The sequence below is a fragment of the Flavobacterium sp. N502540 genome (genome assembly GCF_025947365.1).
GTDB lineage: Bacteria > Bacteroidota > Bacteroidia > Flavobacteriales > Flavobacteriaceae > Flavobacterium.
Genome location: NZ_CP110012.1, coordinates 5,128,707 through 5,142,230 on the forward strand (window position 1 = coordinate 5,128,707; position 13,524 = coordinate 5,142,230).

General features: G+C 35.9%; 12 protein-coding genes. 8 read left to right on the forward strand and 4 right to left on the reverse strand.

The window, feature by feature from the left end:
* The 5 genes from OLM58_RS21195 (at position 1) to OLM58_RS21215 (ending at position 3,781) form a co-directional block, all read left to right on the forward strand.
* Positions 1-1,272 carry a condensation domain-containing protein gene (locus OLM58_RS21195; RefSeq protein ID WP_264530539.1) on the forward strand — a complete coding sequence of 424 codons (1,272 nt, stop codon included), beginning with the start codon at positions 1-3 and terminating at the stop codon, positions 1,270-1,272.
* Positions 1,269-1,901, forward strand: a complete 633-nt coding sequence (locus tag OLM58_RS21200) for a condensation domain-containing protein (protein WP_264530540.1) — start codon at positions 1,269-1,271, stop codon at positions 1,899-1,901. Before OLM58_RS21195 ends, OLM58_RS21200 begins: the two co-directional genes overlap by 4 nt.
* 80 nt (positions 1,902-1,981) lie before the next feature.
* Complete coding sequence (locus tag OLM58_RS21205; protein WP_264530541.1) at positions 1,982-2,521, forward strand: hypothetical protein; 540 nt, start codon at positions 1,982-1,984, stop codon at positions 2,519-2,521.
* 7 nt (positions 2,522-2,528) lie between these two features.
* Positions 2,529-3,065: a hypothetical protein gene (locus OLM58_RS21210; RefSeq protein WP_264530542.1), complete on the forward strand. Its 537-nt coding sequence runs from the start codon at positions 2,529-2,531 to the stop codon at positions 3,063-3,065.
* Between the two features lie 104 nt (positions 3,066-3,169).
* Positions 3,170-3,781, forward strand: coding sequence for a hypothetical protein (locus OLM58_RS21215; RefSeq protein WP_264530543.1), 612 nt, complete (start codon positions 3,170-3,172; stop codon positions 3,779-3,781).
* 126 nt (positions 3,782-3,907) lie between these two features.
* On the opposite strand, the gene OLM58_RS21220 is transcribed toward OLM58_RS21215, so the two are convergent.
* The 4 genes from OLM58_RS21220 to OLM58_RS21235 form a co-directional block, all read right to left on the reverse strand.
* Complete coding sequence (locus OLM58_RS21220) at positions 3,908-5,671, reverse strand: alpha-keto acid decarboxylase family protein (protein WP_264530544.1); 1,764 nt, start codon at positions 5,669-5,671, stop codon at positions 3,908-3,910.
* Between the two features lies 1 nt (position 5,672).
* On the reverse strand, positions 5,673-7,394 hold the full coding sequence (locus OLM58_RS21225; RefSeq protein WP_264530545.1) for a flavin monoamine oxidase family protein: 1,722 nt from the start codon (positions 7,392-7,394) through the stop codon (positions 5,673-5,675).
* Positions 7,395-7,962: 568 nt separating this feature from the next.
* Positions 7,963-9,489: a phosphoethanolamine--lipid A transferase EptA gene (eptA, locus tag OLM58_RS21230; RefSeq protein ID WP_264530546.1), complete on the reverse strand. Its 1,527-nt coding sequence runs from the start codon at positions 9,487-9,489 to the stop codon at positions 7,963-7,965.
* Entirely contained in the window at positions 9,470-10,297 is an 828-nt protein-coding gene (locus OLM58_RS21235; RefSeq protein ID WP_264530547.1) for a phosphatase PAP2 family protein, read from the reverse strand. Before OLM58_RS21235 ends, eptA begins: the two co-directional genes overlap by 20 nt.
* Before the next feature lie 789 nt (positions 10,298-11,086).
* On the opposite strand from OLM58_RS21235, the gene OLM58_RS21240 reads away from it, so the two are divergent.
* The 3 genes from OLM58_RS21240 (at position 11,087) to OLM58_RS21250 (ending at position 13,520) form a co-directional block, all read left to right on the forward strand.
* The gene (locus OLM58_RS21240) at positions 11,087-11,764 is read left to right on the forward strand and encodes a response regulator transcription factor (protein ID WP_264530548.1); all 678 of its coding nucleotides are present in this window, start codon (positions 11,087-11,089) and stop codon (positions 11,762-11,764) included.
* Positions 11,757-13,022: a sensor histidine kinase gene (locus tag OLM58_RS21245; protein WP_264530549.1), complete on the forward strand. Its 1,266-nt coding sequence runs from the start codon at positions 11,757-11,759 to the stop codon at positions 13,020-13,022. The genes OLM58_RS21240 and OLM58_RS21245 overlap by 8 nt, the downstream gene beginning before the upstream one ends.
* 69 nt (positions 13,023-13,091) lie before the next feature.
* Entirely contained in the window at positions 13,092-13,520 is a 429-nt protein-coding gene (locus OLM58_RS21250; RefSeq protein ID WP_264530550.1) for a PepSY-like domain-containing protein, read from the forward strand.
* Positions 13,521-13,524 lie beyond the last annotated feature (4 nt).

The following is a 13,524-nucleotide window of genomic DNA, read 5'->3' on the forward strand; positions in this document are numbered from 1 at the left end:
ATGAAAAGAAGATTGTTATTTGGAGAGCGTATGCTTTTGGGAGAAGGAAAAGACCCCTTCCATGTTGTTATTCCTTTTCGCCTGCGCGGTGTAATTGAGGAAAAAGAGATTCAGTATGCTTTGGGCAGACTTCAGAAAAAACATCCCTGGTTACGGGCATGTATCCATATTGATAAAAAAAACATCCCATGGTTTGAATTATCTAAGCTACCGAATCCAATTCCTATCCGTATTGTAGATCAAAAAAGAGAAGAGGACTGGCAACAAGAAACTATGCGAGAATTGCAGACACTCTTTGATTATAAAAACAAACCTTTGATCCGCCTGGTGTGGATCAAAGGAAATGATACCTCAGATATGCTGCTGACTTTTCATCACTGTCTGTGCGACGGTGGTGCTGCGATGAATTTGATTCATGAATTTTTAAAAGTATTGGATGATCCTACAGCAGATATAGGCATTGAAAATCCTATTTTAGGCATCCAGGACGTTGTTCCTTCCCTTATTTTAAATAGTAACAGACAAAGATTCAAAGCAAAAATGATTGGTCGACTGGCAACATTCGCCATCAAATGCATTCCCGTCAGCAAAAAAGCGATTGATCGACAGACAGACTATTTCATTCATTGGAAATTAGATCCAGCCACGAGTCAAGAGCTTGTTTCCCATTGTCAATCACTAGCCATCACCGTCAATACTTTTTTAAGTGCTATCGTATTGGACACTTTTAAAAAAGTACGCGGAAACAAAGCCTTTAATAAGGTTTCTTGTCCGGTAGACATCAGACGTTTTGCTCCTCAGGTAAAAAAAGATCACATTTTCGCTTTCGGTCTGATGATCGTCCTGTCATCAGATCCTAAACTCGATTTCTTAGACAATTTACGTGTCATGCAGCAGCATGTAGATCGCAAAACCGCCAAACTTAATCCCTATATCACCATGATGGTTATGGAATCTGCTCATAAGGCGTTGAACAACTTTACAAAACTTCTAAAACGAGGCAAGTCCTCCAACGATTGTATGTTCTCTAACCTGGGACGTATTCAGATACCCCATCAATACCAATCCTTTGCGTTGGAAACTGTTCGCAGTCCATCTGTCATTGGCCCATTGGGTAATACAACAACTATCCTTACCTCTACTTATCAAGGTGTTATCGACTTCTCGTTTATGGGAAGTGAAGGTTATTTGCCTTATCACGAAGCCTTAGCCATTCGTGATGAAATAACTGATTCTATCAAACGCCAATTAAATTATCAAGCAGCCTCATGAACAAACGAAAACTCTTATTAGTGGAACGAATCATGTATGTTGATGCCGCCACCCCTCTAAACTGTGTCTTTACAGCAAAAATCAAAGGTGAAATTCTAAAAGAACAGATCGAAATTGCTTTAACAAAAATCCAACACAAGCATCCACTGCTTCGTGCAGAGGTTGATTTACAGGATAAGCAGCATCCGGTTTATGTCCTCAGGGAAAATATGAAACCTATTCCGCTTCGCATCGTAAAACGTCAAACAGATACCCATTGGTTAGTGGAATCCGAACAGGAATGGTATCGACAGTTTAAAGGCGAAGGCTCCCCTTTGGCTCAATTGGTATGGATCAAAGGACAGCAATTCTCTGAATTGTTATGGGTAGTGCCACATTGTATCTGCGATGGAACCAGCATGGTCACTTTGATGCAGGAATTACTTGCCTTAATCGATAATCCAACGCTTGATCTTGAACCTTATCCATTATTTCAATCGGTCAACAATTTTCTGGCGCCGCAGTTTGATCATCAAAAAAAGCACGCAAAGCAAAGCTTTTTTTATTTTTGGGGAAATTTTTCTTTTTACTGCAACGGAAAAATAAAAAAAGAAATCTCGGAAAAAATTATGCCATTCATTGGAAATTAGACCCGACAAACTCCGCCGTTATAAAACAAAAATGCAAAGACAGTGGTATTTCGGTACACGCTATTCTTTGTACCGCTTTTATGCAGGCTTTTCAGGACCTGCAAGGAAAATCAGCGAAAAAAAAGGTAATCAGTCCTATTGATATCCGCCATTTTATTCCTGAAATCAGAAAAGACCAAATGTTTGCCTTTGCCCCAACGGTGGAACTGTCTTTAAAAAAAGAAAAAAATCAGATACTGGATCAGGCGAAACACATCAAAAAAGATCTTGCTCAAAAAATAGAAAAAATGGACGCCCGGGAACTGCTCTGGATGGGTGAACAGATGCACCCTCTGGTACATCGAATGATTGCGCTGCTAAAATCCAGCCGAGGTGCACACGATCTGACGCTGTCGAATATGGGTAACCTTCAAATCCGGAACGATTACAAAAATTTCATTCTGGAAGATATCTTCAGTCCAACAGTAGCATTTCCCTGGCTAAATTCAAACACTTTAGTTACGACTACCTTTAACGATCAAATGGACTTTACCTTAATGTCCAACGAAGACTTCTTATCGAAACAAGAAGCTTCAAAAATTAAAGATAAGGCCTTGGAAATACTGGCTTTGCCCTTATAAATCACATATGAAAACAGCAGCTCAGACCAAAAAAATATCTCTTAAACGCTTTTTAAGAAAGCGAGCCATTTACTATATCCTTCCCAACGTATGTTTCAATTTTATTATTGCTTATGCCAGTTTCCAGGAATTAGGATATACCCATTTTTTTGCCGGTCCTCAAAGCTTAGCACGCTTAACATTGCCAATGGCTATCTTTTTGCCTGTAATCCTGACAATGGATATCATCAATCGGGTTATTGTCGCCTCCAAACAAGAATTAATCGAAGTGGCAATAGATCATAAGCTGAATAAAAACAAGTTTATAACAAAATTATGCCTCTTGCACGGCATCACAACCGGTTTACTGGTATTAACAATATTGCTTCTTGCACAGCAGAGCTTAACGGTTAACCATAAATTAGATCCTACCCTTATGGCTCTTCTGGATGCTGTTCTTGCGGGCCTGCTTTCGATATTGTTTACTTATCTTCCCATCTACAGGTTAAAAAAACATTTTCACCAACCTCTGTCAAAGGTGCAGATAGAAACTGCTAACCATTAACAAGGTAGCATTATTCAACTAGTATCAATCAATACTCAAAAGCTGTAATTAGGCTTTTAATTCCCTATATTAGCATTTGTTTAACTGCATAAATATAATTAAAAATGAATTTAGGGATTTTCAAGGATTTTTGGGACGGGCAGCCAAACCATTTGCCTTTTCTAAGTTTAGTAGAACAAACCAGTGACGAATCTCAAAGTTTCAACTTAAAATTAAGTTTTTCGAAATTAGAAGCCATACTCGAAACAAACTCTGAACAGAAAATTAGTGAAGGTATTAGATTATTATTAGAGCAGGAAAATTGGAGAGCTCACCTAGTAGCATCGGTTTCATTATTATTGATTAGTCAGGCAAAAAGAGACCGTTTAATTAATTTATACTGGGAAAGGCTTTCTCGTGGTTCTTGGGTTTCTCCCCAAATACTAACCTCTCTATCAAGATGCGATACCTCTTTTAATACCAAAGGAGAAAAAATACTTACCGAAGGATTTACCATTAACTATTCATCACTGTCATCGATAGATCATCATGTATTGCGTGGAGGAGTTCCAACAACTGTCTCTGAAAAAAAAATTATAGCAGCTGTAAATTATTTATTAAATAACATTATTAATGATAATTATGATAATGATTCTGGCGGCTCAATAGCCAAAAACTGGAAAGAAAAATTAACTGAATTGATAAAAGAGAACAGAGTGAAACTTGCTTACTTTTAAAGTTAAACTTTTATATAGATTTCATCTATCCTCCAGTTTACTCCCACTCTGTTCTTTTTCTTTTTTTCATCCGAATTTCTAAAGATAATAAGTAATTATAGAAATCTCAAGACCACTCCTTTTAAATTAACACAAACTCCAGTCTTTATCTAAAAATTCATCCTCTCCCGGCTCCTCCGTTTTATAGGCAATCGCTTCCGGAATGGATGTTTTTGGAATGTTCACGTGTATGATTGTATTTTCCTTAATAGTATCAAGCTGCTGTAAAACGTCTTCGAGTTCATCGAGAGTGTTCACTTCAAAACCTTTCCCTCCAAATACATCAACGAGTTTAGCATATTTCCAACGATGCATTTCATTGTAATCATAAACACTGTTTAAATCAGGGATATCATAATCTACCTGATCAGCACCACGGAAAGGATTTGGATTCACCAGCATTTGTTCGATACCATAAATACCATTATCCAATACAAAAACAATAGTATCATGTTTCAGTTTGTTCTGTGTTGATATGGCCTGGCAGGTTTCCTGAAAAGCACCATCGCCAACAAATACCACCGGTCTTTTATCGGGTCTGGCACATTTTATTCCGGTTGCAGCAGGTACCGAATAACCGATAGAAAGCCACGATGCCTGCGCCACAAATCCATTAGGTTCTGCAATACGGATACCCTGAGCTCCCAATAAAGGAAAGCCGGCATCTGCAACTACTATATGGCTGCCGTTTATAAAACTATTGATCCGTTTGAAAAAAGTATCATAGGTCAAAAGTGGTTTTTCATTTTTTGCTATGCTGTCATCAGCAACAAAAAATGATTTCGGCAGCTTTTTTTCCGTGTCATACATTTCATAGGCACTAAAGCTAACTTTAGTGAGTTCTTCTTTCAGGAAAATAATAAAATCCTTTAGCGATACATTAGCCACATAAGAAGCACCTATTCTTACACCACTGTGGTTCGCGAGTACCGTGTCTTCTTTCCAGACATCAAAACCACCCAGATTTTTACCCGTGGTCCATACACCGAGACCAATTTTCACCTGAGCCTTTTCAAATTGTTCCTTAACATCTTTTGGTGATGCTTTGCCATTAAAAACACCCCTAAATTTACGATGATTTTCAGAAACGATCGATTTTCCGAGTATGGAAGTTACAAATTCCGTATCGGTAGTTTCAATCAGATCCAAAAATTCTTTTTGAATGCCGTAGCGCTGGATTTCAATTCCGCCCCAGAAAATAATCTCTTTTCCACGGGCCATTGCGGCAACCCTTTGAGCTGCCTTGCGTGCACTTGTCTGGCATTTTGATGTTCCTTTTTCTACCAATGGAGTAACAGGTGCATTACATTCCATTCGCCATGCATCTTCAAAAACCTCAAGATAAACCGGTCTTCCATATAAAAGACAGGCATTCAGTACTGCATCAATCTTATAAGGAGCGTCAGATGAACCCGTAATCTGTTCGGCTGCGACAGTAACATTACGGAACACATTGATATTGCTGTACATATCACCGGTCATGTGTGAAGCCAGCATTCCCTGAACAAGGCTTCGCTGTTGATCTTTATTGGTTGGAGCTCCATTGATAACCAAAACAGGGCAATGTTCTACATAAGAACCTGCAACCGAATTCAACAATGTAAATGCTCCCACACCATAGGTTACCGCTACTGCTGCAAAACCATTTTGTCGTGCATAAGCATCCGTACAATGTCCGGCATTTATTTCGTTTGTATCGTTAACGATTTTAATTTTTGCATTTTTGTCTTCAAGGATCGTATTTAAAAACGGAGCTGTATAATTGCCTGCAATACCAAATAAGTGGGTAAGCCCTAATTCTTCCAGGCGTATCTGCAGGTATTTTGCTACTGATATTTTTTGCTCTGCCATCTTAAATCGGGTTATTAAGATTACCTATATTTTCGTTGACTTCCAGTGCGGTACGAATTCCCGATTCGATAGCGCCTTCAATCCAGGCATGTTTCAGAGAAGTATGCTCTCCTGCAAAATGCGCTTTTCCTTTCCATTCTGTAGAAATAATATGGCGCTGTAATAACTGTAACTGACCCGGGTTGAAGATTGCTGCTTCGCCAAAAGCATAAGGGTCGCGCATCCAGCTTTGTGTTGCAGCACCCACTAGTTTTCCGGTTTTTCCTTTACGGTCTTTGATACTTGAACTGATTACAGCAAGGTCGATAATACGCTGTTGTTCCTTCTCATCATCGCTGTGCATGATGGCCAGATTTTTAAGTGCATAGAAATATCGGTCATCATCATCCATAGAATCCCAGCGGCTTGCTTCGTCTGACCAGCAATAGGAAGCCAAAACAACACCATGTCCGTTACTTCCCAAATCATTACTCGGATAATACGTAAAACGGTTAGAGAAATCCGTAATGGTGCCACCGCCAACGATATTATACGGAGCTTCCTGCCACCATTTTTCACGAAATTCAAGCAATATTTTAGTAGCAGAATCATAATGCAGTTCCCGGATTGCTTTTCGTTTTTGCTGCTTGAATTGTGGTGTTACATAAACGTGCCTTAGTGCCGAAAATGGTATGCTGACAATTACTTCATCAAATTCCATATCGCCAACAGGTGTTTTTAATGCTTTGAATCCTGCATCTTCATAAAACTGAGGGTCACGCTGTACCTCTATATCTACTTCTATTTTTACCTTGTCATTGACCAGCATCATTTTAGTCATCCTACAATCGAAATAGGTATTTTCTTCTAGTTTATGGGCTTTAAAAAAGGCATTAGGCAGCTTGTCACATCCCCCTACAATTTCCATAAATCGCGTAGAGTCCTTAATAATATTCTGTTCAATAAAACTCTGGATGAAATCGTAAGCCATTCTGGATTCCAGATTTTGGAGCACACCAATCATTTCAATAGCATTTTCTGAATACATGGAATGTTCTTTCAGGAAACGACGCATTGAATACTCTCCGTAACGCTCGATCAGCACTGGCCAGTTTTTTTCCGGATCTTCAGCAATAAAAGCTTTAAGGGGATTTATAAGATTGGCCATTAACTGGTCTGCACGCATGTTTTCGTTGCTGCCTAAATGAAAGTCGAGCAAAGCGTTTACATCAACAATTTTACTCGTATCCTTTGGGATATATTCATTCTGGACCACACGTTTGCGGTTGATGTAGAAAAGAGAGTTTCTTGTAACTTCCGGTTTTGGTTTAGCAGGATCCGCCTGATATGCAATTGCCTGAGCTTTATCAACCGACAAATAATAAAAAGGCTCTGTTTTGAGTCCTAATTTATCGATGTATTTGAGTACCATCTGATGTATGGTCGGGATACGCATTGCTCCAGCTTCGCCATAAACAGTGTCATCTTCAAAATATTTTTTATCATCCGAATTTCGGAAAGTCTTAATTCGGCCGCCAACACGGGTATTAGATTCCACTATTGTAACCTTATGGCCTGCCTCCTTCAACATAGCCGCTGCTACCATTCCGGCCATTCCGGCACCAATGATCAATACATCTTTTGGTTTATCCGTACGGGGAATTCCTTCGTCTATGTATTTTAAATATTGCTGAATAATTGGGTCATTCTCTTCGTCGAGTAAGCCATGTAAGTAGTTTTCCATAATCAGGGAGTTTATTTGTTTGATATGTTATTGGTAATAACAAATAAACTCACTAAAACTGTGATTTTTAAGCGTAGTTCTACCTGTTTTAATTAGTAGAAAGCAGATTTTTTATCCCTCTGATCAAAAGTTTTTAAAATAAGCCTGTTGGGTGTAATTAATACAAAAATCATTTAACATATTGAAACATAGATTCTCCAAAAAAAGCAAGAAGTGAAATGTGAAACGTCCTATTTTTAATAAGAGAGTCTCTGTTTATGTGTTTAAAGAATAGCCGCAGATTAACGGATTAAAAAGATTAGAAAATCTGCAGACCTGAGCGATAGCGAACTGGCGAAGCAATCTGCGTGTAAAAAAATATTCAACGCATCGAGACATCGATTTTCTTTTTACAGGAAGAAAGTCTATGTTTCTCCTGTGTTTAAAAATAATCACACCCAACGGGTTAAACTAAGTATTCAAAAGTTCTTTTTATAGTCAATATCAACTTCTGTCGCAGCTGTCCGACTCAATTAGGGATGACTGAGATAACAAGTTAACTCAGCTGCGACAAAACCACAAATACTTCTTATTTAAAAATGTTCATTTTCTCATCATAAACCGGACTTTCGACATTAAGAAATTTTAAAACACTATGAAAAACATGGTTTTGAGTTAATGTTTCATTAGGCTTAAGCTGTTTTGAATGATCAGACACCCAAACAATAAACGGAATCTCATATTGCTCTTTAGGGGCAATACTAATAGGCACACCATGCATATAAAGATTTTTTTCTCCTAAAGATTCTCCGTGATCTGAAACAAAAATCATGGTGCTTTTGTATTCTTTTAATTCTTTTAAATCCTCAATTACACTATGAAGTATATAATCGGTATACACAATTGTATTATCATAAGCATTAAGAAGTTCATTTTGAGAACATTTACCCAATTCAACACTATTACAAACTGGTTTAAAAGTCTCAAATTGCGGTGGATATTTTTTACTGTATGTAGGACCGTGACTTGTACTGGTATGGAGTACAATTAGTATTTTATTCTTTTTACTGGCCTGAATCTGCTCTTTTAATCCTCTTAGTAAAACCTCATCATAATCACATTCCACACCTTTACAGTCGGCTTTTAATGTTTCCTTGTTTTGATAGTTCTTTATATGAACTGGCGGTTCTCCCCAATTGGTCGTTCTCCAAATGACTTCAACATTATTTCGATATAAATAATTAGGCAAAATTTCATACAGGTCATCACTGTTTTTATGCTCTAAAATACATTTTACACCTGCGGTAGTATATGTAGCACAAGAATTGGCATTAAAATGAAATACATTTTCTGTTTTGGAAAGTAACGGATTGGTGTTTTTCTTATAACCGTAAAGAGAAAAATTTTGTCTTCTGGCCGATTCTCCGATAACCAAAACCACAACCGATTTCTCGTTATCTTTTATAACAGCATTGGGCAGTAAAATTTCCTTTTCATTTTTCTTGAACTTATGAATGTAAAATAGCGGTGTATTAACCGAATATGACCATGGCATTGCAAGACCTCCAAGTCGTTTCGAGTTTTTGTCAATCCAAAGCCAATTGCTGGCATTAACAAATACTAAAACGGCAATAAATACTAAAGTTAGTGCAGAAGTGATTGAAAACTCCTTCAATGGTACCTTGGTTATTTTGACCTTTGCAATGTAAATACTCGGAATAATTCCAAGAAAAATTACATACAAAATTACTTTAAAGGAAAAAAAACTGCTCGATTCTTCGTAATTGGTATTCAAAATATTGCCAATCATACTTTCATCAATGATGACACTATACGTATTCACAAAGTAGACTGCAATTGAACTAACAATAAAAAACAAGATCAGCAAAACTTTTCCGACATGACGAGAGAGCGAAAACAGCAGGTATAAAACAAATGCATTAAGAACCAGCATTAAAATTACCAAACTCACAATCAAGACAATACCGTTTAGACTTTTATAATCGACATTGTTAAAAACAAAGGTGTAAAATGGCAGGTGGAAGAACAAAAAAATCAAAAAACTCATCAATAGAACAAAATGAGTTATTCTTAAATTATTTTTTAACGTAAACATAAGTGATCTTATAAAGTGAGACTGCTAAGCTAATAAACGAAAGATAATATATGATCAAATTTTCTTTAATAATTTTGCCTACCAAGCAAATACAACAAATGATAAACAATGCAATAAAAATAGGATAGTATTTATCATTGTTGATCCAAGCCCCTATTTTATATTTTCTGCTGATAAAAATACCGGAGATTCCGGAAATATACCCCAGAATACTTCCTGTAATTACATCAAGGGGATAATGTGCCCCTACGCCTACTCTTGTAAATGCTAAAATAAATCCTATTGTAATGATCGATACTGACCACAGAATTTTAAATTTCAATCGCTGCGGCATAAAAGCAAATAAGATAATGGTCAATATAGTAAAAACTACAATCGAATGTCCTGAAGGCAAACTATTGAAGCCACATAATTTTCTTCCCATAATACATGTAATTTCATTATTAAAAATTACAGCAGGTCTTGGAACACCAAATATTGCTTTTAACGGACAGGAAAATAATAGCGAAAACAATAACCCCGACAGTAAAGATTCCCATAATTTGGGCGCATAGAGTACAAAAAGGGTTAAAAAGGATAAAAAAATCGAAGCATCTCCAAGTTGAGTAAGATTGTATTGTAAATTAGGATAAAGCCCCAAATGAGCATTAATGTAAAGGAAGCTGCTTTTTTGAATTTGCGCGTAATTATAAACGCTTAAAGCATTCTCATAATACAAAAACAGTACAAGAGCAGCTAAACAGAATAAGGGCAAAAAATATAAGGAGAACTTAAGTTTAGAATAATTTTTAATAATACTAGTATTCATTGTGTTGTTTGTTATGGTAAATTTAAAGGCAGCTAATTTTTTTTTAAAAGGAAAGCGACTTAACAGTCATCGCTCATTTCCTCCGCAAAGTTTTGTAATTAAAATGAAGAGGAGATTAAAAAATCCATAACAGTTTATGTGCCTATCCATCTTTTGGAGAAAAGTAAAAGATATACTAAGTAAAATAGCACAAATGACAGCCCTTTACGAAAGGGAACTAAAATCTTAAAAAAGTAAATTGAAATAAAACTGGCAATTTTTGAGTACCAATAATAAAAAGCAGTTTGAAAGAAAAACGAAAAAAAAACGGAAACATTCGAAAAAACGGATAATTTATAAAATCCGTGTTCCGAAACCTTGTTTAAGTTCTTTTCGATTCTCATATAATAACCTTTAATAGCAAGTAAAGTAATTGTTCAATTTAGAAGAAATTTAGAATTTTGGGCCAAAATAAATACTTTATTTAAAATAATCGTATTTCATAACATTTTATTAACGTAATAATTTTCTTTCATTTGTCTTAAACTAAATAATCTCTCTCAATAACAAATTAAAAATCTTACAAAATCATCTTAACTATTGACCATAATGACACAAATAACGTCATTTTTATATCATAATTCAAACGCTACACTGAAACTCTTTAACATTTTTCGTTCTCTTTTAAAATCACTACTTTTAGATGGAATATCAAAAGACGGAAAAGGTCGTTAAAAATTGAATTGATTCGGTTACATCAAAAAATAAAAGATTCAATTTTTCTACAAAATTCCGGGTTACACTTGCAGCATGAAAATTTTAATTATAGAAGACGAGCGGCAAATTGCTCAAAACATCAGGGATTATTTTAAAACAAACGGCATTCAGTGTGAAACAGCCGAAAGCTACAATTTGGCACTCAGCAAAATCGATTCTTATGATTATGACTGTATCCTTTTGGATCTCATGCTTCCTGACGGTGATGGTTTTGATATTTTAAGGGAACTCAAAAGAAAAAATAAAACGGACGGTGTTATTGTCATTTCTGCCAAAGAAACACTTGAAACGCGGATTGAAGGATTTAACCTTGGCGCAGATGATTTTCTAACCAAACCATTTCACCTTTCTGAACTATTGGTCCGCATGCAGGCTCTTATACGGCGCAAAAATTTTAAGGGAAATAATACTATCATTTTTAATGAAATTGTAATCGACATCCTTTCAAAATCGGTAATGGTAAACGATATTAAACTAGATCTTACCAAAAAAGAAATCGATCTGTTGTTGTTTTTAATTGCAAATGACAATAAAGTATTGTCGAAAGCCGCCATTGCTGAGCATCTTTCCGGAGATATGGCAGATATGCTGGACAATCATGATTTCATTTACGCGCACATTAAAAATTTAAAGAAAAAACTCAGTCAAGCAGGAAGCGGGGATTACATCAAAACAGTTTACGGACTGGGATACAAATGGGAAAATGAATAGCAAAAAATTACTTCAAAAAACAACCAGCAGTTTTCTTACTTATGCTATTATCATTTTAGTAATAGCAGCGCCATTATTCTACTTTATCAGCCAGCAGCTTTATATTTATGAGACTGATGAAGTACTGCATTTTCACAAAGGTGCTTTTATTAAAGAAAGTCATAAGGATTTTACACAAAAAGATATTGACTTATGGAACAAGTACAACCATGAAGTAATGATTGTTCCGGACATGGGCGTTAAAGAAGATTCTATTGTTGGAAAAATGCTTTATGATTCTATTGCAAAAGAAAAAGAGCCCTTTCGTGTGCTTTATGCTCCTGTAACTATAAACGGCAAGAAATACACCTACAACGAAAAAATAAATCTGTTGGAAATGGAAGGAATGGTATTTAGCATTGCCCTTATCTTTCTTTTTATCATTATTATGCTGTTAATCGGAATCATCTTGATTTCAAAAGCCACAGCAGCCAAAATATGGAGTCCTTTTTATAATACTTTGCATCAGATTGAGAATTTTGAAATAGACAAAAACAAACCTCCTCACTTTCTGCCTACCGATATAGATGAATTTGACCGTTTGAATAAAAGCCTTGAAAGACTGATTGAAAAAAACACCGCTATTTATAAAAATCAGAGAGAATTTGTCGAAAATGCAGCTCATGAACTTCAAACTCCACTAGCCCTCTTTCAAACCAAAATAGATACGCTGACACAATTGAATTTAGACAAAGAACAATCCCTTCTGGTTTCTTCTCTAAATCTTGATGTTGCAAGACTTAACAGATTGAATAAAAATCTATTGCTGCTGTCAAAAATTGACAATGAAAATTTTATTGAAAAAAGTACGATGGTCCTTACTGATTATATTACAAAGCATTTGGACTTTTTTACTGAACAGGCGAATACCAAAAACATAACAATCTCTACTGAATTTGCATCTGCATTAACCATTACAGGAAATCCGGCACTTACGGAAGTCCTTATTAATAATTTGTTTTTGAATGCGATTCGCCACAACGAGCAAAACGGAAAAATCATTATTAAAGTTACAGAGAAAGAATTGATTTTTTCAAACACCGGACCAGCCACTTCCCTCGCAATTGAAAAACTCTTTAATAGATTCTATAAAAACAACCCTTCTTCCACTGGTAATGGCCTTGGTCTCGCGATCATCAAAAAAATCACTGAACTGAATCACTGGGAAATAAACTATGCTTTTTCTAATAATAGGCACAGTTTTACAGTCAAATTTTAAAAATTCAAACTTCCTACAGATTCGCATATAATATTTGTACTGTAATTTTTAATTAAAAGAACAGTACTCATGAAAAATTCAATTCTGGCTTGTTTGGCCCTGCTTTTTTCATCTTATGCCATAGCGCAAAAAGTAAATGAAAAAGACATTCCCACTGTCGTAAAATCAACCTTTTTAAAATCTTATCCGAATCAGAACAATGTGAAGTGGGAAAAAGAAAAGGACAATTACGAAGCTTCTTTTACAGTTGTCAAAACGGAACACGCGGTACTTTTAGATTCCAACGGTAGTATTTTGGAAACTGAAGAAGAAATCAGCGTGAAAAAACTTCCGGCTAAAGCGTTGGCTTACATTCAAAAAAATTATAAAAACAAGCAGATAAAAGAAGCTGCTGTCATCACTGATGCTCAAGGCACGATAACTTTTGAAGCACAGATTAATGCTATCGATCTGATTTTTGACAAACAAGGAACTTACATTAAAAGCATAGCAGATTAAAACC